Here is a 23,650-nt window from a genome sequence, read left to right as displayed (position 1 = left end):
AGCGTTTTCACACGCGGCCGTCGAAACGTTCCAGGCCGGCGATGAAGCGCGCCTTGTACGACTCGAAGGTCTCGGGCTCACGCTTGAAGGTCTGCACGATGCCCTCGGCATTGAAGCGCAGCGGTTTCGTCAAGGTATCCGGCATCACTGTCTCATGTCGCGCGGCCAAGCCCAGACGCATGCCATCCGGCATGTCCAGCCATCGGGTGATGCCACAATCGCGAAAGAAGGCTTCACTGGCCTCGTCGGGAGCATGCACTCGCAGGGGCGCACGCGTGGCCATTTCTCTGATCAGGCGTTTGACATGCTCTTCGTCGCCCCCGGTTTCCGGGGTCGAGAGCAATGTCACTTCCATGCCTTGGCCTTCGATGTCCGAGACCAGCAGCAGCATGGCGAGAATCGTCTGCTGCTCGTCGACCAGGACGAAAATGCGCGCCGCATCCTGCTCGAACAACACCCCTAATGTGCCCGTGAAGGTCACCAGGGGATCGAGCCCGGCTTTTTGGCCATACACATTGGCGCATAGCTGTGCGAGGCACGCCTCACGGCTTTCCGGGTTCTTTACATGAATGATTTTCATCGGTCTCTCTGCCGGTCGGGCGCCGTCTGTCGGCCAAAGCGCCAGACGGCTGATCTCGAAACAAGGCGCGCAGATTAGCATATCCCCGAACGCCGCCCCATGGCGATACGGTCATGATGCTGTCAAAAAGATGTCTCAAACTAGCGGGGCGATCATGCCAACGTGAACGGCACGTTCCAACCACTGAAACAATGCCGACACGACATGCCATAATGCCTATCGGTCATTCGCGAGGTTCGTTTACATGCCACTTTCTTCAAGCGGTACCACCTTGCCGCCGACAACCGCCCCCCAGCGCGCGGTACAAGTCTCGCCGATCAGCGAGACGCACCTGGCGCTCCCGCGTGTTATCGCGCATCGGGGGCTTTCCGCACATGCTCCCGAGAACACCCTGGCGGCGGTACGCGCCGCCCATGCGGCCGGATGCCGTTGGGTAGAGCTCGATGTGCAGCAGCTCGGTGATGGCACCCCGGTGATCTGGCACGACGCCGGCGTACGACGCTGCTCCAACGGACGCGGCAAGTTACGCCATCTCGACCTTGCCCAGGCACACCAACTAGACGTGGGTAGTTGGTTCAGCCCGGCGTTTCGCCACGAGCGCATGGCGACGCTCGACGCGATGCTGGCGCTGCTCGTCGAATGTGACATGGGGCTCAACCTCGAACTCAAGATCAGCTACCGGCATGACCCCGCTGCCCTGGCCAAGGCCGTTATTCCGCGCCTGCTGGCAACGCTTCCCCCCTCACGACTGCTGGTGTCCTCATTCGACCGTGACGCCCTGCGCGCGGCCCGCGAGATCGAGACCGACCCACACCGCCTACGCCTGGGGCTGCTCTACGACAAGCTTCCCAAGGGCTGGCGCGCGGATGCCGAAACCCTGCTGGCGTACAGCGTCCACCTCGACTGGCGCAAGCTGAAACCCGCCGCCGCCAGCACCGTACGCGACGCCGGCCTGCACCTGCTGTGCTATACCGCCAACGACCCGGCGGTTTTTCGACCGCGTTGGGCATGGGGCGTCGACGCCGTGATCAGTGACGACCCGCCTTGTTTCACGGACGCCCTATCCTAGCCGTCCTCTAGTCGTTGAAAAGCGCACAAAGCACACGGCAAATACACGCTTTGCACATTCGGGCCGCGCGTATCATGCGTCATGGTGACCCTTGGCCACCTCGCTTTATCGCTTTCATGCTGTTCCTGCACCGGACAATGCCCATGAACCCGTCGACTCTGATCGGCATCGCCGCTAGTGTGCTGCTGCTCGCCACCGTCGTGCTCTTCACCGCGCAAACGCCCAGCAGTTTCTTCAATTTCCCCGGCCTCGCCATCGTCATCACCGGCACGCTGGCCGCCACCTTCATCAGCTATCCCATGCGCGAGGTGGTGCGCGTCTCGCGTCTGGTAGGGCTCGTCTTCCGTCGCGAGAACAGCCGTATCGACGCTGACATCCAGACGCTGGTATCCATGGCCCGGCACTGGTTTCGCGGTAACATTCGCGCCATCGAGGCCGAACTCGAAGACACACGCAATCCCTTTCTGCGTACCGGGGTATCGCTGGTCATCGCCAATACCCAGGACGACGAGATTCACGACGTCCTGCGTTGGCGCATCGCCCGTATGCGCGCGCGTGAATACGCCGAGTCGCAGATCTTTCGCACCATGGCGACCTACGCGCCAGCGTTCGGCATGCTGGGCACCCTGATCGGTCTGATCAACATGCTCGAAGTGATCGATGGCGGCAACCTGGCGGTGATCGGCCCACGTCTCGCCATCGCCTTGATGTCGACGTTTTACGGCATTCTGCTCGCCAACCTGCTCTTCAAGCCGATTGCAGTGAAACTGGAACGCCGCACCGAGGAACGTCTGATCGAGATGCACATGGTCATGGAAGGGGTGATGCTGATCGCCAAGCGCCGCCTGCCGTCGTTCATCGAGGACACGCTGAATTCCTTCATGGCCGAGCATCAGGACGAGATCCGCGACCCCGTCCCGCGTACGTCCAAGCGGTCACGCGAGGAGGAAACGGTGGCATGAGCCGTGCGACGCATCGCTACGCCATCGACGCCGGCGATACACTGCTCACCCCCGTAAATCACGCGGGCGATGAAGGCGGCGGCTGGCTGATGAGCTATCTCGACATGCTCACCCTGCTGATCACCTTGTTCGTGCTGCTATTGGCACTCACCGGGAACGACGACAGCAGCGCCAGCGACGAGGCGCTCGCCTTCCCGGCCCTGGGCGTGCCTACGTTGCAAGCGCCCGCCTGGTCGCCGAACTTCTATGTCCCGCCTCGCTCGGACAAACGCTATGTTCCACCGCGTGACACCGCTTTCTATACGCCGCCACCAATGCCGCCGCGCCCGCCACGCGTGATCATGGTCAACCCGGATCCCGCCAAGACCTTGATGGCGAGCGTCAAAGCTTCACGCGATACCCGTCGCGTGCGCCAACTGACGAGTACGCTCAAGCCCTTGATCGATGGCGTGGTCGTGACACAAAGTGCCCAGACACTGAACTTCCGCATCGAGAATCGCCTGCTGTTTTCCAGCAGCCGCGCCGGCCTCACCGACGAAGGCCGTGAGGTACTGCGTCAGTTGCTGGACTCGCTGCAGCAATACGAGGGCGATATCACCATCGAGGGGCATACGGATAGCCGGCCCATCGCCACCGACCGTTTCCCCTCCAACTGGGAGCTCTCGACGGCGCGCGCCACCGCCGTCTTGCGATTCCTGGTCGAGGAAGGGCTCGACAGCGACGAGCTACGCGCGGTGGGCTATGCCGACACGCATCCGCTGAAAAGCAATGCTACGGCCGAAGGGCGTGCGGCGAATCGGCGTGTCGAACTGGTCCTGCATGAACCCGAAGGCCAATGACGCCCCCTCACATCGGCCACCGATCCTGATAAAGTACGCACCCTTCGAGGCGACCCCACGGTCGCCTCACGCGTGCCACCCCAGCGCGCCTTCTCGGTCCCTCGTGAAGGCGGCAATACCGGCATCATGGCCGCACTTCTCGTAACCTAGACCGAGTATCAGGAGTATTCGATGCAAACCCTCATGGGGCTCGTCGGCGTGGTCGTCGTCCTGCTGATCGCCCTCGCCTTGTCCGAAAACCGTCGGGCCATTCGTCTGCGCACCGTCGCCGGGGCACTTGCCATTCAAGCCGGCCTTGGCCTGTTCGTGCTCGCCATCCCTTTCGGACAAAGTGTTCTTCTGGGGCTCACCAACGCCGTGCAGTCGGTCATCGACAGTGCCCAAGCGGGTATGGATTTCGTCTTTGGTGGCCTGGTCAGCGACACCATGTTCGAGGTCTTCGGCGACGGCGGTTTCGTCTTCGCCCTGCGCGTGTTGCCCATCATCGTGTTCTTTTCTTCACTGGTCGCCGTGCTCTATTACCTGGGCATCATGCGCTGGGTGATCAAATTGATGGGGGGCGCGCTACAGAAACTGCTGGGCACCTCGCGCACCGAATCGCTCTCCGCCGCCGCCAATATCTTCGTCGGGCAGACCGAAGCGCCGATGGCCGTGCGTCCTTTCCTGTCGCGCATGACCCGCTCCGAGCTCTTCGCGGTAATGGTCGGTGGTCTGGCGTCGGTGGCCGGCAGCGTACTCGGCGGTTACGCGGCGATGGGCATCTCCTTGGAATATCTGCTGGCCGCCTCGTTCATGGCGGCGCCGGGCGGGTTGCTGATGGCCAAGCTCATGGTGCCCGAAACCGAGCCCCAATCTCAGCAATTGGAAGACGTCATCGACGGTGAGGACGACGAAGCACCCGCCAACGTCATCGAAGCGGCGGCCAACGGTGCCGCCTCCGGCGTCCAGCTGGCCCTCAACGTGGGCGGTATGCTGCTGGCCTTCATCGCCCTGATCGCACTGGGCAACCAAATCCTGGGCGGCATCGGCGGCTGGTTCGGCTACTCGGACCTGACCCTGGAACTGCTGCTTGGTTATCTGTTCGCGCCCTTGGCGTTCTTGATCGGCATCCCCTGGGAGGAGGCGATCCATGCCGGTAGTTTCCTGGGCCAGAAACTGGTGCTCAACGAGTTCGTCGCCTTCGCCAACCTCGCTGCCGACCCGCAAGCACTGAGCGCGCATGCCCGGGCCATCGTCACTTTCGCGCTCTGTGGTTTTGCCAATCTCGCCTCCATTGCCATCCTGATGGGCGGACTCGGCATGATGGCGCCCAGTCGCCGCAGCGATATCGCCCGGTTGGGTCTCAAGGCCGTCGCCGCCGGCACGCTTTCCAACTTGATGAGCGCGACATTGGCCGGCGTATTCCTCTCTCTCTAACGGATGTCGTCTCTTTGCATGCCGGTCGCGCCCGCCGCGACCGGCGTTTGACTTCCCCGGGGACGCCAAGCAGAATCCTCGCCCGTCGAGACCCAGGTGCTCGGGAAGCGGGTGAAAATCCCGCACTGCCCCCGCAACGGTAATCGCGCCCCATCGGAAATCATCGCTGCCAGCCGCGCATGCGATCGCCACTGCTCTTTGCTTATTTCGAGTGGGAAGGCGTTTCCGCCCGGTGTCGGAGCTTCTCCGCCGCCAGCGCGTCAGTCCGGAGACCGGCCTGGTTCTCAGCACTGGCTGATGCGGAGGGCTTCGCCAGTGGCGACCGTTGCATTCACGCCGTCCAGGCGACGCGGCGGCGTCACCTCTTGTCCTCCTCATCGCGTAACTCGTTTCTTACGCTGATGAGGCGTTTTTCTATGTTGCATAAAAAGAATCTGCTGTGGCTGACCCTCGTAGTGGCGGGCAGCGCACAGGCGCAGGGCGATCAACGACTGTCCGACCTTCAGGTCACCGCCAACCGGCTTCCCCAATCGCAAAGCGATGTGCTGGCCAGCACCACCGTCATCGACCGCGATGACATCGAACGCAGCCAGGCCGGCTCGATCATCGATCTGCTGCAGGGCCGCGCGGGCATCGAAATAGCCCAGAACGGTTCGCCCGGCACGACCTCCAGCCTGTTCATGCGCGGCACTGAATCCGACCATAGCCTGGTGCTGGTCGACGGCGTGCGCGTCAACTCGGCGACCAGTGGCGGTGCCAGCCTGGAAATGCTGCCACTCGAAGCCATCGAGCGTATCGAGATCGTGCGTGGGCCGCGAGCCGCCGCTTATGGGGCCGACGCCATCGGCGGGGTCATCCAGGTCTTCACGCGGCACGGCACGGATACCGGCACCCAAGGCGGGCTCAAGGCGAGCGCGGGCAGCGACAGCACGCAACGCCAGAGCGCCTGGGTCGCCACCGGCGATGACGACACCCGGCTGAACGCTTCGCTCTTCCACCGCGACGGCGACGGCTTCAATGCCACCCAGGCAGACGACAGCGGCGAGCGCGACGGCTTCGAGCGCGAAGGCGCCCAGTTGGGGCTTTCACATCGCATCAACGATGACGTCGACGTGAGCGTCAACGCCCTGCGCCAGAACTTCGAGGGCGAATACGACAACTGCTCGTTTCCCGCTTCTCAGGACTGTGTCACCAAAGGCTATCTGCAGTCCTTCGGCGGTCAGCTCGATGTCCAGCTTCAGCCGGACTGGCAGATGCAGATCACCGCCGGCCATTTCGACGAGCAGCGTGAAGAGCGCTACGACGGCGAACGCCAGAGCCTGACTGAAACACACCGCGATGAAGTCGGCCTTCAGCACCGCTTCACCCGTGACAATGGCGTCGACGTACTGGGCGTCGACTATCGCCACGACAATATTGATTTCAATAATCGGGCAGGAGAATCATACCAAAAGGATAGCCGCGAAAATTACGGCATCTATGGCATGATGCAGCGCAACTACGGTGCCCACGAGCTTTCCGGCTCCTTGCGCTATGACGATGACTCCCTTTTCGGTGACAAAGCGACAGGCAACGCCGCCTATGCCTATCAGCTAACTCAAAATCAGCGTTTGGGTGTTAGTTATGGCACAGCTTTCAAGGCTCCCAGCTTAAGCGATATGTATGGCACCTATAATCCCAATCCAGACTTAGACGCCGAAGAATCCAAGAGCCTAGAAGCTTTCTGGGCTTTTTCTCAAGGCGACTGGAAGACACGTGTCACGGCTTTTCAGAATCGTATCGAGGATATGATTGTTTATACGGGAGTATCTCCCAACGGTACTTATCGAAATATAGATGAGGCTAGAATTCGTGGCCTTGAGCTCAGCGGCGGCTGGCATGGAGAGCGACTGGTAACACAGCTTTCCGTTACGTTTCAGGATCCCGAAGTACGGAGCTGGTCGGATGATTATGCCGGCATTTCAGCAGGGGACCGCTTGCTGAATCGTTCGGAGCACTATGCGCGTTTGGACACGGATTACAAAATTAATAATGAATGGAGTATTGGCTCCACCCTTTGGGCCTTCAGCGAACGAACTTCTTATGGTGGCCAGGAAGTAGGCGGCTACGGCGTGGTCGACCTGCGGACCAGTTGGCAGGTTACGCCCATGGTCGAGCTCTCGGCCAAGATGGAGAATGCCTTCGACAAGGAGTACCAACTGGTCGATGGCTACAATACCCAAGATCGCTATGTGGAAGGCGGCGTGACACTGCGCTTCTGATTCGCCTCTTCTCCTACGATGTAACGCAAACGCCCTGCCCCTTCATGGGGCGGGGCGTTATGCTGTAGGCCCTTTACAGGAGAACATCCATGGCGTTAAGCAAGACCCAAAGCAGCTTCTATCGCCGCTTATATGTCGCGCACTTGATCGCCGACGGCACGGCCAGCATCCCGGCGCTGATCGAGGCCACGGGCATGCCCCGCCGCACCGCCCAGGATACCGTCACCGCGTTGACCGAGTTGGATATTCACTGCGAATTCGAGCAGCAAGCCGGGGCCCGGCATCATATCGGACGCTATGTCATTCGCGACTGGGGACCCATCGACCCGACGTGGGTCGCCGCGCATGCCGAACGCTTGCGCGAGGCGCTGGGCTATCCGCCGGTATGACACCACACCGGTCGGGTTGAACACGTCTCCATGATGCCTATACTGTACTCATATACAGTCAAGGCGACACATGATGACGACGCCCAGAGACCGCTCCCAGGCCCGCAAGGGACGCGGCGCGACCTTCGACCCCCATAATCGCTTTGCGCCCACGCTCAGCGAGGCCGTCGACGACGGCTGGTGGCAGGAAGAAGCGCCGGTACGGCTGGCGACTCAGGTGCGCGACGAGCCCGCCAAGAGTGCGCTTTCCTGGAATCATTCGCCGGATCTGTCCTTCGATCGCTCGTTGAATCCCTATCGCGGTTGCGAGCACGGCTGCATCTACTGCTACGCACGTCCCAGCCACGCCTACTGGGACATGTCGCCGGGGCTCGACTTCGAAACCAAGTTGATTGCGCGCACCGGCATGGTCGAGCGGTTACGCGACGAACTCGACAAGCCCGGTTACGTGTGTCGCCCGATCAATCTATCGGGCAACACCGATTGCTATCAGCCGCTGGAAGCCGAGCGCGGCACCACCCGGGCGCTGCTGGAACTGCTGCTGGATACTCGCCACCCCGTCACGCTGGTCACCAAAAGTGCCCTGATCCTGCGCGACAAGGCGCTGCTCGCCGAGATGGCCGAGCACCGCCTGGTGCGCGTCTTCGTCAGCCTGACCAGCCTCGACGACGACCTCAAGCGCACGCTGGAACCGCGCACGGCGGCGCCACGCACGCGCCTCAAGGTCATCCGCGAACTCAGCGAGGCGGGCATTCCCGTGGGCACCTTGATTTCGCCGGTGATTCCGGGACTGACCGATCACGAACTCGAGTCCCTGCTGGAGGCCGGGCACGACGCCGGCGCGCGCACCGCTGCCTGGATGCTGCTACGCCTGCCGCATGAGGTCGCGCCGCTGTTCGAGACCTGGCTCAACGAGCATTACCCACTACGTGCCGACAAGGTCATGAGCCTGATTCGCCAGTGCCGTGGCGGCGAGGAGTACGATGCCCGCTTCGGCCATCGCATGCGCGGCGAAGGCGTCTTCGCGGAACTTCTGGCGCAGCGTTTTCGCACCACCTGCCGCCGCCTGGGCATCGGCAACCGTACCGAGATGGGGCTCGATACCCGTGCATTTCGCGCTCCGCACGCCCAGGGCGATCTGTTCGACTGAGCGGTCCGCCGCCGTGAATGCGACTCAGGCGGCGTCGTGGAAAACCATCGCCACACCCGCGCCGTACAACAGCACCAGTGCCACGCTCTCGAAGCCGATACGCGCCGGGCCGTGTTTCTCGCGGCGCACAAGTCCCAGCAGCAACACCGCCGTCATCAACACCGATAGCGCGATCCACAGCAATGTCTGATCGGAAACGGCGTGATAGATCGAACCGTCGCGGTAAGCGATATCGGAAGCCGCCGCAAACAGCGTATCGAAGGCGTTACCGCCGATGATCCCGCCCACGGCCAGGGTCAGTGCACCACGACGCACGGCGGCCACGGCAGTCACCAGCTCGGGCAAGGAGGTCGCGACCGAGGTCAACAGTATGCCCACGGCGGTCTGGCTCATGCCCGTTTCGGTCGCCAGCGTCGTCGCCGCTTTCTCCATCACCCAGCCGGACACGCCCAGCAACAAGGCCAGAGCGGCGAATCCGCCCCACAGCCGCGTCAAGGAATAGCGCTGGGCGTCATCATCCGGCGCATCTTCGCGGGTTTCACGCGTGCGTCGCGGCATCCACATCGGCTGGCTACGCACTTCATCGATGATGCGCAGCCCATACATATAGCCCAGAAATAGAAGCGGCGTGACCGGGTGAATCCCCCAGAATGTCCACTCCGGCGAATAACGCGCCACCAGCAGCATGCCCAGCAGGCACATCAACAATGCGCCCTGTGCCAGATTGCCGATGGAAGCCGCCGCATGTTCGAGATTGACGCGTCGCAGCGCCACATCGGCGACGGTGAGAAACAATGTCTGTGCAGCGATCCCGCCTACGGCGTTGCTCATCGCCAGTTCGGGCTGGCCTTTCCAGGCCGCCGTTACCGACAGCACGATGCCGGATAACGAGGTCGCCATGCCCATCAGCACCGCCCCGGCAATGGCCTCCCCCATGCCGGTACGATCGGCCAGCGTATCCACCACGCCGGTCAGGCGCGTCCCGACTACCCCGATGACCAGCGCGCATCCAGCGAACAACGCCACACTCAGCATCAAGCTCATATTACTCGTCCTTGAGACATGTGCGCCCTACCTTAGCAGCCGGGGTTGCGAGCCGGCACGTCAACGTTTTGGGTGACGTGCCACCATGACGGCAATAACGCCTGAATGCGGGGTTCGGCGAAGCGGTCGTCGATCAGGTGAATCGTACCCCGGTCCTCGCGGGAGCGAATCACGCGCCCAGCGGCCTGAATCACCTTCTGTACCCCGGGGTAGACGTAGGCATAGTCGTAACCGGCGCCGAACATCGCTTGCAGATAGCGTCGACGCTGCTCGTTGACCGCATTGACCTGCGGCAACCCCAGGGTGGCGATGAAGGCGCCGATCAGTCGCTCGCCCGGTAGATCGATGCCCTCGCCGAAGGCCCCGCCGAGTACCGCAAACCCGACCCCACGCCCGTCCGACGTGAAGCGCGCCAGGAAATCCGTCCGCGCGGTTTCGTCCATGCCCCGCGCCTGTTGCCATTGCGGCACCTCGGGGTGCAACTCGCGCAAACGCGCGGCGACATCCTCCAGATAGGCGAAGCTGCTGAAAAAGGCCAGATAATTGCCTGGCCGACGCGCATAGGTTGCCGCGATCAGGTCGGCGATGGGCGCCAGCGATGCCTGGCGGTCGTGAAAGCGCGTGGAAATGTGCCGGGCGATATGCACGTTGAGTTGTTCCTTGGCGAAGGGCGACGCCACGTCCAGCCATACGCTATCCTCGGGCAGCCCCAGCAGGTCGCGCTGATAACACTCGGGCGTGAGGGTGGCCGAAAACAGCACGCTGGCATGCGCGGCCTTGAAACGCGGGGTCAACAATGGCGCCGGCACGATGTTGCGCAGACTCAGGCGCGCATGACGCAGACCACGGTGGCCTGGACGCATGGCGATATCGCAGACAAAGTGGCGATCGAACAATTCGGCGATGCGTACCGTCTTCAAGGCATCGAAATAGAAACGCTGCAAGGCCGGTGACAAGGTATAAGGCGGCTCGGCCGCCACTTGCCCGATCGTTCCCACCAGGCGCTGCAACGCCGCCAGCCACGCTTCGGGCACGTGTTCGAGCGCGGTATGTTCATTGATACACTCGCGACCCAGCGCGTTCCATTCGCGATTGAGCTGCTTGAGTGCGGCGCTGACACCGGCGGGTTTGTCGCGGATCAGGGCGCGTAGATCGCCCTGATCGAGGCTGACGCTGTACATGTCACGCGCGCGTTCGACCAGGTTGTGTGCCTCGTCGACCAGCACGCCCAGACGCCAGTCGTTGGCCTGGGCCAACAGATGCAGCAAGCCGCCGCTGGCGAAGTAATAGTGATAATCGCCCACCGTGACATCGCTCCAGCGCGCCATTTCCTGGCCCAGGTAATACGGGCAGACATCATGCGCCAGGGCGGTATCGCGCAGGCGCGCGCGATCCCAGTCACCACTGGCGATCAATGCGCGGCGTGCATCCGGCAGCTTATCGAAGAAGCCCGCCGCCAATGGGCAGGACTCGCCGTGACAGGCAAGATCGGGATGCTCGCAGGCCTTGTCGCGCGCGGTCAGCTCCAGCACGCGCAGTGGGGTCGTTTCCACCACGGGCTTCAGCGCATCCAGCGCCAGCTGGCGTCCGGGGGTCTTGGCGGCGAGATAACACAGGCCATCGAGACGCTGGGTCGGCATCGCCTTGAGCATCGGGAAGAGCGTCCCCAGGGTCTTGCCGGTGCCCGTCGGCGCCTGGGCCAGCAGCGAGCGCCCGGTACTCGCCGCCTTGTAGACGTTTTCCGCCAGCGTGCGCTGCTCGCCCTGCCAGCTCGCATGCGGGAAACGCAGCGCCGCAAGCGCCTCGTCACGTGCCGAACGGTGCGCCGTCTCCTGCAACGCCCAGTCGAGAAATGCCGCGCACTGCGCCCCGAAAAAATGACGCAAGGTGTCGCGGTCCACCCGCTCGACGAGCGGTGTCTCGACCTGGCGGGCGATATCGAAATACACCAGCGCCAGCTCGAGTTCGTCGAGGTCTCGCGCCTCGCACAGTAGCCAGCCATAAAGGCGCAACTGGGCCCAATGCAGATGGCGATGATTGTCTGGCTGACGCGTCAGGTCGCCGCGATGGGTCTTGATCTCTTCCAGGCGTCCGCGTTTCGGGTCAAAGCCATCGGCGCGCCCACGCACGCGCAAGCCGTGCCCGGCAGCGCTCCAATAGACACCGCTCAAAGTAACTTCGCACTCGTAATGCGATGCGCGACGCGAGGCCACCCGGGCATGCCCTTCGATGCCCTCTTCAGCGCTGGGCGACGGCGTGAAACGCAAGTCGAGATCGCCGCGCTTGGCGGTGAAATCGCACAGGGTGCGCACCGCCACCGTATAATCCACTGCCTCGCTCATGACGCCCACGCCACGTGGCAGACATCGAGAGGCATGTCGTGACGGGCGCAAAACGCCAGCCACCGGCGTTGATTGTCCTGAAGGCGATCGCCCGGTCCCTTGACCTCGATCATCCGGTAGCCGCCCTGCTCGGGTCGGAACTGGATCAGATCCGGCATTCCCGCGCGATTGGCACGCACATCGCGCAGCAGACGCTCGAACCACAGCCGCAGATGCGCCGCCGGCAGGCAGGCCAGCGCCATCTCCAGCAACTCTTCATCGAGCGCCTCCCAGTGCACGAAGGCGGATTCGAGCCCGCGCTTGGCATGGTAGGTACGGCGAATCACGGCGCGATAACCCTGTTCTCCCTCGGGCACCTCGAGACGCGCCAGGCAGCGGGCGAAAAGCGTCTCGCGGCGCGACGCGAACTCCGGGCGCAGCAGGTCCGCAGGGGCACGCTGGAAGGGATGAAAGAAAGCCCCGGCAAGCGGAGCGAATATCGCCTCCCAGCACAGCAGACCGAACAGCGCATTGATCAGCGCATTCTCGACGTAGTACACCGGCATCGACGCGCACGACAGATGCGCCGCCACAGCACGTTCCACCGAGGCCGTGCGCGGCAACGTCATCTCCAGGCGCGTCGGCGCCGGCTCCTCGATCACGGATGGCGGCGCGAGGGCGAGGCGGCGATGCAGGCGCGGAAACAGGCGGTCCAACTGCTGACGTTCGCTTTCGCTTTCCGGCGCCGCCGCAGCCTCGTTGGCCAACGCCAGGGCCTCGGCATGGCAATCCTGGCGTTCCAGCATGCGCAGGCGACGCCCGCGTGCCCCGGGGTGAACACTCTGCGCGTAGAGGTCTTCCGCCGCCGCCAGCTCACCTTCGCGCTCACGCGCCCGAGCCAGCAGGAACAAAAGCTTGCCGCGGCGGTTTTCCAGCCATGGATTGGCATTCGCCGACGGCAGGTCATCGAGTATGGCAGCAATGGGCTCGCCGGCCTCCAGTCGCTCGCGGCAGGCATGCAGGTGTGCATAGGTGTGGATGTCCTCGCGCCGCTGAAAGGCCCGCGAGGCCGGGCTCAGCGGCACCCGCTCGAAGCGCCGCACGCCGAGGTCGGCGAGCACGAACTCGCTCCAGTCCTGATGCAGGTTGCCGAAGAACATCAGGCGCAGACGCTCGCACAGTGCCATGCGCGTCATACGCACCACGTTGAAGAGCATCTCGGGGCACCACACGGTCAGCGGATGCTCGCCGAGATCCGCCTCGGTAAGCACCTCGAGCATATCCGTCTTGCGCGCGCCACGCGTGAGGCCGTGATCGCGCAATAGCCCGTGCAGGTAGCGGCCGATCTCGGCCTTAGTCAGCAAGGGCCACAACGCGGACACCGACAAGCGTGGGTCGTCTTCCACCCACCCACGCTCGATCAACGGTGCCAAAGCCGTGGCCGGCGACCCGATTTCCGCATAGTCGAGCCGGTCGTCACGGAAGGTATCGCCCTTGCGCATGACCATGCGCACCCACAGCGCCTGAGCAGGCTCGGGCAAAGTTTCAAAGTGGGTGAAGAAGTCGCGCTCGGCGTCATCGAACAAATCCGCATAGCACGCCTCGAGCCAGCGCAAGGCGCTGCGGAAGTTATGCAGATAATAAAGCGGATCGTCGAGGGACGCGGGGCGCGGCGGGAGCGGCGGGAGCGGCATAGCGTTCATGGAGGCATGATAGCAACCGCGTCTTGGCGACCCAAGCAGCACACGCTTTACCCGGCGATATAGCGGAGCGCGACATTGCGCCGCCCCGCCACCGGGCCCTGCTTTGTTATACTCTCGGGACGCATTCAATCGACGCAGAAAGAGCCCGCCGTGAAAGATACATCCTCTCCCCGCCGCGCCAGTCGCAAAGGCTGCCTGGGCCTGATCGTCGGCGCCATCGCCTTCATCGTGGCGGTCTACGCCGTCATCATCTATTTCATCAGCCAGGGCGCGACCCCGGAAGATCAAGCCAGCGAGGAACGCGGCATCGCACAATGCTGGCAGTCGATGGCGTCGCCGGAGATGAGCGATCGCCAACGGCACACCACCGAAGAACGCTGTCAGGAGATGACCGAGCAATTCGAGGTCAAGTACGGCCATCCTCCGTCGGTGACCCAGCCGCCGTCGTCGTAGCCCCGGCGACGCGTCGCCGGGCACGGCTCGAGGCGCCATTGCGCACCGACCAACGCATGATCGGTACCAGCCGATGCACGCCCGCCCGCACCGTATGACGCTGCCAGCGCGGCATGTCGCGGTGCGCCATCTCGGCTGCCCAAAACGGTAGCAAGTCGACACCGGCGCGCATCGTCAGCGCCACTAGCGGCCGCGCCAACGGGTGTGGGGCCGGCGCCCCGATCAGCAGTCTAAAGACCTCGGCGGTGCGCGCATCGAAACAAAGCTGAGGACGCATCGCCTCGAGATAGGCATCGGTATCGCCGCGTGTGCGCGGCACATCACGCGCGCCCAGAGCCTCGGCGATACGCGCCACTTCGGCGTAGTAACGGTCCTGGTCGGCAACGCTCAGCTCAGGATTGCGATAACGCAGATGCGCGGCGAGAAAGCGACTGATCTCGGCGACATGCACCCAGGTCAGCAAGTCCGGATCGTTGGCAGCATAGGGCCGACCATCGGGTGTGGTGCCCGCCACTTCGTCGTGGATACGCCGGACCCGCTCGATGAGACGCTCGGCGTCCGCCGTGGAGGCGAAGGTGGTCGCGGCGATGAACTGGCTGGTGCGACGCAACCGGCCGAGCATGTCATCGCGAAAGTTGGAATGATCCCACACCCCGGCCAGCGCCAGCGGATGCAGCATCTGCAACATCAGCGAGCTGATGCCGCCGCACAGCATCGAGGTGAAATCGCTATGCACGCGCCAGCACACGCTCTGCGGCCCGAACAAGCCGGGGTCACCCGGTGGGTGCTCATAATCGATATCGCCCAGCGCCATGCCGGTCACGCCCATGATCTGGCGCTCGATACGCCGCCTCAGTACTTCCACCGCCGCCTCCTGCGCCTCAGGGTTGCACATCCCTCGATGCCTGACGATCATCACACAATGAAGGGGTACCCATGATAGCGTGTTATGTGCTGACGGATCGCTGGCACAATCGTCGATGAAGCGTTTGGCTGACACATGAATGTCACAACTGGCTGTCACCGTGCCCCACGCGCCATTGCCCGGGAGAAATCGTGATGAAAATGCTAGCCATCTACAGTATTAAAGGCGGCGTGGGCAAGACCGCCTCCGCCGTCAACCTGGCCGCGCTGGCGAGCCAAGCCGGGCATCGCGTATTGCTCTGGGATCTCGACCCACAAGCGGCCACCACCTTCTATCTACGCGTTAAACCCAAAGTACGCGGCGGCGTGGACAAGCTCGTCCAGGGCAAGGCCTCATTCGACAAGGTCATTCGTACCAGCGAGCTCCCCGATCTCGATCTGCTGCCGGCGTCGTTCGGCTCGCGGGAGATGGACCACCTGCTCGAGGGGCGCAAGCTCAGCCGACTACGCAAGATCCTCAAGCCGGTACACGACGATTACGACCTGGTGATACTCGACTGCCCGCCGAGCATTTCCACGCTTTCCGAGCATGTTTTCTCGAGCGCCGACGCCCTGCTGGTGCCCACCGTACCCACTACGCTCTCGCTGCGTACCCTGGAACAACTCCGCGAGCACCTCGACGAGACCGACCATTCTTGTCCGGTCTGGCCCTTTTTCACGCTCGCCGATCGCCGCAAGAAACTCCATCTCGAGGTCATGGCCACGCTGAACCAGGACTGGCCACTCATGCTGACCACGACCATCCCCAATGCCAGTGCCGTCGAGCGCATGGGGCTCGAGCGCGCGCCAATCACGCAGTTCGCACGTTCCTCCCCTGCGGCCCGTGCTTATCGTAGCCTGTGGCGAGAGCTCGAACAGCGCCTGTAAACCACGTGCGTCTGCAACGTTGTGGTGTAGGCCTGAGGCGCGTTACGTTCCCTCTTTTATCCAGGAACATCTCATGACCGACCGCCAGTCCCGCCATCGCAATGCCATGCGCAACCTCAAGTCGCATGTCGACGAGAAAGTCGCCGCCGCCACCGAACAGCGCGGTCTGTTGCTGGTTTTTACCGGCAACGGGAAAGGCAAGACCACCGCCGCCTGGGGCACCGTCACCCGCGCCCTCGGCTACGGCTATCGGACCGGCGTGGTGCAGTTCATCAAAGGCATGTGGGAATGCGGCGAGCGCGAACGCCTCGAGAGCGATCCCAACCTGAGCGTGCATATCATGGCCACCGGCTTCACCTGGGAAACCCAGAACCGTGAGTCGGACACTCAGGCCTGCCAGGCCGTGTGGGCAGACGCCCAACGCCTGCTGAGCGACCCCGAGGTCTATCTCGTGCTGCTCGACGAAATCACCTATATGCTCAAGTTCGGCTATCTCGACATCGCCACGGTTCGCGAAGCGATCGCCAACCGGCCCACCGAGCAGACGGTGATCATCACCGGGCGCAATGCCCATCGCGAACTGCTCGACATGGCCGATACCGTCACCGAGATGCAGGAAGTGCGCCACGCCTTCAATGATGGGGTCCAGGCACGCCGCGGCATCGACTACTGAGCGGCCCGTTCAAGACGACTGGGTCGCCCGTTCGAGAGCCTGGCAGACCTGCTCGACGCCCTCCGCGAGGCGTGGACCGGGACGGCTGATGGGATCGGGGTCGAGGGTGTAGAGGTGGCCATCGCGCACCGCCGGCAACCAGTCTTGGCCTTGCCAGGCGCGCTGCCAATCATCGTTGCGCGCAGCCGAGAGAATCACCTCGGGCCGCGCCTCGATCAGCGCTTCACGCCCGATCTCGGGCACCAGCACCGAGCGCTCGGCGAACAACGGTTCTCCCCCGCAATTGCGGATCGCCTGGGTGATGATATGCCCATCACCCAGCGTGGTCAGGGGCTCGCGTCCCAATTGATAGAACACGCGCGGCGTTTCCTTGAGCGTTTGCCGCGATGCGGCGAGACGTGACTCGAATGCATCGGCCGCGCGCTCCGCCGCCTGCGCGTGGCCGGTGAGTCGCCCCAGGTCGCGCAGATCCTCGGCCACGTCGTCGAGCCGGCGTGGCTCGCTTGCGTAGACCGGCACGCCGAGCGCCTCGAGACGCTCGACCACGCTACGCGGCGTGCCGCTGCGCCAGGTCACGACAAGATCCGGGTCGCGCGACATAATGGCCTCCAGCGGGATGCCGCGATAACTGCCCACGCGGGGTACCTGCTTGGCCGCCTGGGGATAATCGCTGCCCTGCAGCACTCCCACCAGCCGTTCGCCGGCTTCTACCGCATAGAGCATTTCCACGATATGCGGTGCCAACGCCACGACACGCTCGGCGGGGGCTTCGAGCGTGACCGTGTTACCAGCATCGTCGGTCACCTCCAGCGCCGCCAATGCCGTACCCGGCGATAACAGCGCGGTCATCGTCAGCAGGTATGCAAGAAACAAGCAAATACGACGCAATCTCACGACTCCCATAGCCACTCTCGGGCGCGCAGGATAGCATGCTCGCATGAGTCGCTCGCCTTGGCGGCGGCTCAGTTTCTCAATAGCCACAGGAGGTTTGCATGATGCGCAAGGATATTCGCCTTCCCTTAATGGCGACGGCGCTGCTCGGCGCGTTGCTGGTCGCCGTACCCCAGGCCCAGGCCAAGCCCGGCCCCAAGACATCGCATGAGCTTCACGTACAGGCACAGTCGAGTCTCGACGTGGCTCCGGACATGGCGCGCCTCAACGCACGCTTGTGGGAACGCACACCCGCCGTGGCACGCAGCGAAGACGACGGCGACGACCAAGCCCTCGGCGATGCGCGCGAGCAACTGGAATCACGTACGGGCGATTTGATTCACGCCCTGGAAGACGCCGGCGTGGAGAGCCGCGACATTCAAGCCGGCTCGCTCAATGTTCGCCCCGAGATCATCTCGCGCTCACAGCAGGACGACGACGCGGAAGATCAGGTGCGCACCCAGGTCGAGCGTCCTGTGAGTGTCACGATCCGCGACCTCGAGCGCTTGCCGAGCATCCTCGATGCGCTGACCGCCGCCGGCGTGGATGCCCTGGATGGCGTCGAATACGACCTGAAGGACCGCGACGCAGCCACCGACAAGGCGCTGTCGAAGGCCCTCGAGCGCGCCAAACAAAAGGCACAACTGATGGCCGACACGCTCGAGGTCGGTCTCGGCGATGTGGTCAATGTCGAGGAAACGCAGCCCCCCACCTACACACCGCGTAGCATGATGATGCGCGCCGAGTCCGCCGACGCCAAGTCAGCGCCGGAATACCGCGCCGGAGAAATCGCCATCGATGCCGGGGTCAATGTCACCTGGGAAATCGAGGACTAATTCGACCACGTCGATTCCGACATGCAGAAGCCCGGCCTTGGCCGGGCTTCTGCATGGATGCAAGACGTTCTTGCTGGGCTGCGTTCAGCCAGTGAACTGTTGCTTCACGCGCGGGCTCAGCATTTCACCGAGTACGGTGATCACCACCAGCGCCGCGAGAAACCACGGCCATTGGCTGCCGATATCGATGCTCATCACGCCCAGCGCATCGATAAAGATCAGCACGATCCCCAGCGGGCTGACATAGCGCACCATCAACAACCACAACGCATGTTGCCACCTGGCGAGACGCAGCTCGTCGCGGAAGATCTCATCGCGGAGCAGGAAGCCGGCCATCAGGCAGAGGCCCAAACCGCCCAGCGGCATCATCCACCGCGAGGTCAGGTAGTCGAGCCAATCGAAGAAGTTCTTGCCGGCGAGGGTCCAATCGGCGCCTAGATTGAACGACAGCATGGCCAAGGTGCTCAGCAACCAGAGAACGATGCCACTGCTCCAGGCCGCCGCCTTGCGGCTCATACCCTTGCGCTCGGTCAACCAGGCCACGGTGGCCTCGATCATCGATACCGCCGAGGTCAGCGCCGCCACGCTGAGCATCACGAAGAAGATGACCTGCAGTACACTTCCCATCGGCATCTGCTGGAATGCCAGAGGCAGACTCATGAAGATCAACCCCGGGCCGCTGGCCGGGTCCATACCGTTGGCGAAAATCGCCGGGAAGATCGCCAGCCCCGCCATCAACGCAATCAGCGTGTCGCAGATCGCCACGGTGAACGTCGTCCGGGCGATTGACTTGTTATCGGGCAGGTACGCGCCGTAGGCCATGATCGCCCCCGCCGACAGTGACAGCGTGAAGAACGCATGCCCCATCGCCGCCAGCAGCCCCGCACTCGACAGCTTGCCAACCTCGAAGGAAAACAGGAACGTCACCGCCTCGCCGAAACCGCCCGAGAACATGGCATAGACGATCATTACCAGCAGCAACAGCACCATGCCCGGCATCATCCAGCGCATGTTGCGTTCGATGCCTTCCTGTACCCCTTTGCCGACGATGCACATAGTCACCACCGTGACCAGGGTGCTCCATGCGCCCAGGCTCAGCGGATTGGCGTTGTTGGCCCCGAAGATGGCCGCCATGTCGTCGACACTACCGCCTTGCAAGCCGCCACTGAGCGCCTTCCACAGATAGGCCAGCGACCACCCGGCGACGACCACGTAGAACGACAGGATCATGAACCCAGCGAGCATCGACATCCAACCGAAGCCGGACCAGATCTTACCGCGTCCAGATTCCTGCGCCACACGCTTGACCGCGTCGATGGGACTGCCGCGTCCGCGCCGCCCGAAGGCGATCTCGGTCATCATCGCGGGGATACCGATACACAGGATGCAGGCCAAATAGACGAGCACGAAGGCGCCGCCGCCGTACTCCCCGGTCATGTAGGGAAACTTCCAGATATTGCCCAGGCCCACCGCCGAGCCTGTCGCCGCCAGCACGAAGCCCCAGCGGCCGATCCAAAGATTTTTGGGTTGCTGTCTTGCCGTCATGGTTCACCTGAAGGGTTATTGTTGTGGTTCATGCAGCGCGGCGCGAGCACTTGCCACCGCGAGATTCTACCGTTTTCCGTTGGCATTTCGCGAACCACGCGCCATGCCCGTATCGAGTACGCTGGAGCCTGGCCCCGGCATATGCGAAGCTGCCCACGCAACGCCGCCTGCGCGTGGCGGCAAGGAGCGACAGCCAAGGAGGTCGCATGTCTCGCCAATTCGCCATCCTGGGTCTCGGCTATTTCGGCAGCACGGTGGCGCGCGAACTCAAGCGCCACGACAACCAGGTGCTCGGCGTCGACCGCGACGAGGCGCGTGTCGATGCACTGGCCGAGTATCTCGATCATGCCGTGATCGCCGATGTCACCGACGAAAAATCCCTCGCCGAACTTTCCCTCGAGAATTACGACGCCGTGATTATCGACGTCGACGGCAATCTCGAGGCCAGCGTGATCTGCACGCTGCATGCCAAGGAACTCGGGGCACGCGAGATATGGGCCAAGGCGCACTCCGACGCCCACTACAAACTGCTCGACCGCCTCGGCGCGGACCACATCGTCTATCCCGAGCACGATACCGGTGTCCGCGTCGCCGAAAGCCTCAATTATCATGCCATGGTCGATTTCATTCGTCTCGGCGAACGCGAATTCGTCGTCGAAATCGAAACCACCGAGCGCCTCACCGCGCAATGCGAGACCGTCGCCCACCTGGGGATCGACGAACGTGCGCTCCAATTGGTGGCCATCAAGCGCGGCGACGAGGTGATTCGCGCCCCGGGGCACGACACCGCCCTCGTCTGCGGCGATCATCTCGTGCTGCTGGGCGATCTCGCCGCCCTGCGCGAGCTCGGCAACAAACTATGATCAGCGCATCACCCCACCGCGTCTGTGCATTCGGCATCCCGGGAGAGCGCTGAGCATGCGTCTCTGGAAGCGTCTAACGCGTCCGTTCCGGCATGCGCCGCACGGTCGCGTGCTGCGACTCTCCCCGCCGGAATCCCTGCTGCTGGGTTTTACCCTATTGTGCTTACTGGGCAGCGGGTTGTTGATGCTGCCAGGGGCCGCAACGCAGCCACTCGCCTGGCATCAGGCGCTGTTCACGGCGACCTCGGCGGTTACCGTCACCGGCTTGGCGGTCATGGACACCAGCAGTTTCACGGCGCTGGGTCAGGTCATCCTGTTGGTGCTGATCCAGATCGGCGGGCTGGGTTTCATGACCTTCGGCGCACTGACGCTGCTTTTGCTCGGCGCGCGTCTCCCCTTGCAGCAGCAAACGCTGGTGCGCGAGGCGCTCGGTGAAACCTCGTTCGGCGCGCTCTCGCAACTGATACGCATGGTGGTCGCCTTCGCCCTGGTGGTCGAGGCGCTGGGCACCGCGTTGCTGGCGCTGCACTGGGTGCCGGAGCTGGGTTGGTCGCGAGGGCTCTGGGCGAGCCTGTTTCATGCCGTGTCCGCGTTCAACAACGCCGGCTTCTCGCTGTGGCCCGATAGCCTGACGCGTGACGCCGGCAACCCGCTGGTGACGCTTGTCGTCAGCGCGCTGTTCATCGTCGGTGGGCTGGGCTTCGTGGTGATCAGCGATATACGCGAGAAGCGCCGTTGGGGCCGCTTCTCGATGCAGACCAAGGTGGTGATTTGCGCCACCCTGGCCGTCAATCTCGTCGCCATGCTGGCGCTGGGGTGCCTCGAGTGGCACAACCCCGCCACGCTGGGCGGGTTGGAAAGCCTCGGCGACAAACTTCAGGCCGCCTGGTTCCAGGCCGTGACACCGCGCACGGCAGGCTTCAACAGCGTGGACACCGCCGCCATGACCGATGCCTCGTCGCTGCTCACCATGCTGCTGATGTTCATCGGCGGCGGCGCAAGTTCCACCGCCAGCGGGATCAAGCTCACCACCTTCATCGTGCTCATCCTGGTGGCTCGCGCCTTCCTGCGCGGCACGCAACCCGCAGCTTTCGGGCGCGCCATCGCTCAGCAGACCGTGATGAAAGCCATCGCTGTAGCACTCGCCGGGGTCTCGCTGGTGTTCGTGACGCTGCTGGTGCTGACCATCACCGATAGCCGCCAGGCGTTTCTCGACCTGGCCTTCGAGAGCGTCTCGGCGTTCGGTACCGTGGGACTGTCACGCGGCATCACCGAAGAACTCTCGAGCCCCGGTCAGTGGATGCTCATCCTGACCATGATTCTGGGGCGTGTCGGGCCGCTGTCGTTGGGCTATTTCCTCGCCACACGGCGCACCGGTGGCATGCGCTATGCCGAGGGGCATATCCAGATCGGCTGATGGGAGCTGGCACCAATAGCCTGGGGGCTTGCAACATTTCGATAATTATTTAAATATAGAAACATCACAACCCACTTTACGACTGGGACACAACATGCCACTCGCCCTTCCCATCTTCATCGTCACGCTCGTCCTGGTCATCTGGCAGCCACGCGGCCTGGGCATTGGCTGGAGCGCAAGCGCCGGCGCCCTGGTCGCCCTGCTCACCGGCGTCATCCATCTCGAGGATATCCCCGCCGTCTGGGATATCGTCTGGAACGCGACCTTTACCTTCATCGCCATCATCATCACCAGCCTGCTCCTCGACGAGGCCGGTTTCTTCGAGTGGTCGGCACTGCACATCGGGCGCTGGGGCAACGGCCGCGGCAATCGTCTCTTCGCCCTGGTGATCCTGCTCGGCGCGCTGGTGGCCGCCGTCTTCGCCAATGACGGCGCGGCGCTGATTCTCACCCCCATCGTTTTCGAAATGCTCATCGCCCTAGGGTTCAGTGCCGGCGCCACCCTAGCCTTCGTCATGGCGGCCGGATTCATCGCCGATACCGCCAGCCTGCCGTTGGTCGTCTCCAATCTGGTCAACATCGTCTCGGCGGACTATTTCGAGATCGGCTTCGGCGAATACGCCAAGGTCATGGTGGTGGTCAATGTCGTCTCGGTGCTGGCATCGCTGGGCATGCTGTACCTGTTCTTCCGCCGCGCCATCCCCGACGCCTACGCCCTCGAGGATCTGCGCGCACCCCGCGAAGCGATCCGCGACCCGGCAGTGTTCAAGGCCGGCTGGTGGGTGCTGGGGCTCTTGCTGATCGGCTTTTTCGTCGCTGAACCGCTGGGCGTGCCAGTCTGTGTGATCGCCGCCATCGGCGCGCTGATTCTCTTCGTCATCGCCCAACGCGGCCAGCATATCCGCACCCGCAAGGTATTGCGCGAGGCGCCCTGGAACATCGTGGTGTTCTCGCTGGGCATGTACCTGGTGGTCTATGGGCTACGCAATGCCGGCCTGACCGACATGATCGCCGGCGGACTGGAATGGCTAGGTGGGCATGGCCCATGGATCGCCACACTGGGGACCGGCTTCATCGCCGCAGGGCTATCTTCGGTGATGAACAACATGCCCACGGTGCTGGTCGTGGCGCTGTCGATCGATGCCAGCGATGTGGCCGATCTAACCCAGCAGGCGATGGTCTACGCCAATGTCATCGGCAGCGACCTGGGGCCCAAGATCACCCCCATCGGCAGCCTGGCCACCCTGCTCTGGCTGCATGTGCTAGCACGCAAGGGTATGCAGATCAGTTGGGGCTACTATTTCAGGGTCGGCATCGTACTCACCGTGCCGGTATTGACGCTCACGCTATTGGCACTGACCGCCTGGCTACAACTGCTCAACGCCTGACACGCGAGCGCCGTATTTCTC

Annotated in this window: 21 protein-coding genes and 1 riboswitch; of the genes, 14 read left to right on the top strand and 7 right to left on the bottom strand. The window is 63.3% G+C overall.

All coding sequences use genetic code 11. The features are described 5' to 3' along the window. Positions 1-7: 7 nt before the first annotated feature. Entirely contained in the window at positions 8-580 is a 573-nt protein-coding gene (locus L1071_RS04780) for a hypothetical protein (RefSeq protein WP_246969354.1), read from the bottom strand. A gap of 316 nt (positions 581-896) precedes the next feature. On the opposite strand from L1071_RS04780, the gene L1071_RS04775 reads away from it, so the two are divergent. The 7 genes from L1071_RS04775 (at position 897) to L1071_RS04745 (ending at position 8,666) form a co-directional block, all read left to right on the top strand. After that, positions 897-1,649 (top strand): glycerophosphodiester phosphodiesterase family protein, encoded by a 753-nt coding sequence (locus L1071_RS04775; RefSeq protein ID WP_246969821.1) that lies wholly within the window; start codon positions 897-899, stop codon positions 1,647-1,649. 143 nt (positions 1,650-1,792) lie between these two features. Next, positions 1,793-2,611, top strand: a complete 819-nt coding sequence (locus L1071_RS04770; RefSeq protein WP_246969352.1) for a motility protein A — start codon at positions 1,793-1,795, stop codon at positions 2,609-2,611. Next, a complete protein-coding gene (locus tag L1071_RS04765) occupies positions 2,608-3,450 on the top strand; it encodes an OmpA/MotB family protein (RefSeq protein WP_246969350.1) in 843 nt (280 codons plus the stop codon). Before L1071_RS04770 ends, L1071_RS04765 begins: the two co-directional genes overlap by 4 nt. A gap of 171 nt (positions 3,451-3,621) precedes the next feature. Next, complete coding sequence (locus L1071_RS04760) at positions 3,622-4,866, top strand: NupC/NupG family nucleoside CNT transporter (RefSeq protein ID WP_246969348.1); 1,245 nt, start codon at positions 3,622-3,624, stop codon at positions 4,864-4,866. A gap of 77 nt (positions 4,867-4,943) precedes the next feature. After that, positions 4,944-5,161: riboswitch (cobalamin riboswitch) on the top strand. 121 nt (positions 5,162-5,282) lie between these two features. Beyond that, positions 5,283-7,127, top strand: a complete 1,845-nt coding sequence (locus tag L1071_RS04755) for a TonB-dependent receptor domain-containing protein (protein ID WP_246969346.1) — start codon at positions 5,283-5,285, stop codon at positions 7,125-7,127. Between the two features lie 89 nt (positions 7,128-7,216). Beyond that, a complete protein-coding gene (locus L1071_RS04750; RefSeq protein ID WP_246969344.1) occupies positions 7,217-7,516 on the top strand; it encodes a winged helix-turn-helix domain-containing protein in 300 nt (99 codons plus the stop codon). 73 nt (positions 7,517-7,589) lie between these two features. Continuing rightward, a complete protein-coding gene (locus L1071_RS04745; protein ID WP_246969342.1) occupies positions 7,590-8,666 on the top strand; it encodes a PA0069 family radical SAM protein in 1,077 nt (358 codons plus the stop codon). A gap of 24 nt (positions 8,667-8,690) precedes the next feature. Here L1071_RS04745 and L1071_RS04740 read toward each other — a convergent pair whose 3' ends face one another. The 3 genes from L1071_RS04740 to L1071_RS04730 are packed head-to-tail and all read right to left on the bottom strand — an operon-like array spanning position 8,691 to position 13,725. Next, positions 8,691-9,710 (bottom strand): sodium:calcium antiporter, encoded by a 1,020-nt coding sequence (locus L1071_RS04740; RefSeq protein ID WP_246969340.1) that lies wholly within the window; start codon positions 9,708-9,710, stop codon positions 8,691-8,693. A 32-nt stretch (positions 9,711-9,742) separates the two neighbouring features. Continuing rightward, positions 9,743-12,052 carry an ATP-dependent DNA helicase gene (locus tag L1071_RS04735; RefSeq protein WP_246969337.1) on the bottom strand — a complete coding sequence of 770 codons (2,310 nt, stop codon included), beginning with the start codon at positions 12,050-12,052 and terminating at the stop codon, positions 9,743-9,745. Beyond that, entirely contained in the window at positions 12,049-13,725 is a 1,677-nt protein-coding gene (locus tag L1071_RS04730; RefSeq protein ID WP_246969334.1) for a VRR-NUC domain-containing protein, read from the bottom strand. The genes L1071_RS04735 and L1071_RS04730 overlap by 4 nt, the downstream gene beginning before the upstream one ends. Before the next feature lie 159 nt (positions 13,726-13,884). Here L1071_RS04730 and L1071_RS04725 point away from each other — a divergent pair, with 159 nt between their 5' ends. Continuing rightward, complete coding sequence (locus tag L1071_RS04725) at positions 13,885-14,187, top strand: hypothetical protein (protein WP_246969331.1); 303 nt, start codon at positions 13,885-13,887, stop codon at positions 14,185-14,187. Here the strand turns inward: L1071_RS04725 and L1071_RS04720 are convergent. Then, positions 14,141-15,052 carry an oxygenase MpaB family protein gene (locus L1071_RS04720; RefSeq protein WP_246969328.1) on the bottom strand — a complete coding sequence of 304 codons (912 nt, stop codon included), beginning with the start codon at positions 15,050-15,052 and terminating at the stop codon, positions 14,141-14,143. The two genes, L1071_RS04725 and L1071_RS04720, sit on opposite strands and share 47 nt — an antisense overlap. 194 nt (positions 15,053-15,246) lie before the next feature. Here L1071_RS04720 and L1071_RS04715 point away from each other — a divergent pair, with 194 nt between their 5' ends. Both L1071_RS04715 and cobO read left to right on the top strand, forming a co-directional pair. Then, positions 15,247-15,978, top strand: a complete 732-nt coding sequence (locus L1071_RS04715; protein ID WP_246969326.1) for a ParA family protein — start codon at positions 15,247-15,249, stop codon at positions 15,976-15,978. A gap of 73 nt (positions 15,979-16,051) precedes the next feature. Then, on the top strand, positions 16,052-16,651 hold the full coding sequence (cobO, locus tag L1071_RS04710; protein WP_246969321.1) for a cob(I)yrinic acid a,c-diamide adenosyltransferase: 600 nt from the start codon (positions 16,052-16,054) through the stop codon (positions 16,649-16,651). 9 nt (positions 16,652-16,660) lie between these two features. Here the strand turns inward: cobO and L1071_RS04705 are convergent, their stop codons facing one another. Next, positions 16,661-17,554: a cobalamin-binding protein gene (locus tag L1071_RS04705; RefSeq protein WP_246969318.1), complete on the bottom strand. Its 894-nt coding sequence runs from the start codon at positions 17,552-17,554 to the stop codon at positions 16,661-16,663. A gap of 89 nt (positions 17,555-17,643) precedes the next feature. Between L1071_RS04705 and L1071_RS04700 the strand changes: the two genes are divergently transcribed. Continuing rightward, positions 17,644-18,417 carry an SIMPL domain-containing protein gene (locus tag L1071_RS04700; protein ID WP_246969315.1) on the top strand — a complete coding sequence of 258 codons (774 nt, stop codon included), beginning with the start codon at positions 17,644-17,646 and terminating at the stop codon, positions 18,415-18,417. 84 nt (positions 18,418-18,501) lie between these two features. On the opposite strand, the gene L1071_RS04695 is transcribed toward L1071_RS04700, so the two are convergent. Then, the gene (locus L1071_RS04695; protein WP_246969312.1) at positions 18,502-19,962 is read right to left on the bottom strand and encodes a sodium-dependent transporter; all 1,461 of its coding nucleotides are present in this window, start codon (positions 19,960-19,962) and stop codon (positions 18,502-18,504) included. A gap of 206 nt (positions 19,963-20,168) precedes the next feature. Here L1071_RS04695 and L1071_RS04690 point away from each other — a divergent pair, with 206 nt between their 5' ends. The 3 genes from L1071_RS04690 to L1071_RS04680 all read left to right on the top strand — a co-directional run bounded on the left by L1071_RS04690 (position 20,169) and on the right by L1071_RS04680 (position 23,629). Beyond that, positions 20,169-20,825: a potassium channel family protein gene (locus L1071_RS04690; protein WP_246969309.1), complete on the top strand. Its 657-nt coding sequence runs from the start codon at positions 20,169-20,171 to the stop codon at positions 20,823-20,825. A 55-nt stretch (positions 20,826-20,880) separates the two neighbouring features. Further along, entirely contained in the window at positions 20,881-22,242 is a 1,362-nt protein-coding gene (locus tag L1071_RS04685; RefSeq protein ID WP_246969306.1) for a TrkH family potassium uptake protein, read from the top strand. A gap of 94 nt (positions 22,243-22,336) precedes the next feature. Continuing rightward, positions 22,337-23,629 carry an arsenic transporter gene (locus tag L1071_RS04680; protein WP_246969303.1) on the top strand — a complete coding sequence of 431 codons (1,293 nt, stop codon included), beginning with the start codon at positions 22,337-22,339 and terminating at the stop codon, positions 23,627-23,629. Positions 23,630-23,650: the final 21 nt, after the last annotated feature.

Origin of the sequence: Chromohalobacter sarecensis (genome assembly GCF_023061135.1) — a bacterium.
In the GTDB taxonomy this organism is placed as follows: Bacteria; Pseudomonadota; Gammaproteobacteria; order Pseudomonadales; family Halomonadaceae; genus Chromohalobacter; species Chromohalobacter sarecensis.
Note: the sequence above shows the minus strand (reverse complement) of the source record. Positions and strands in the feature narration are given on the sequence as shown.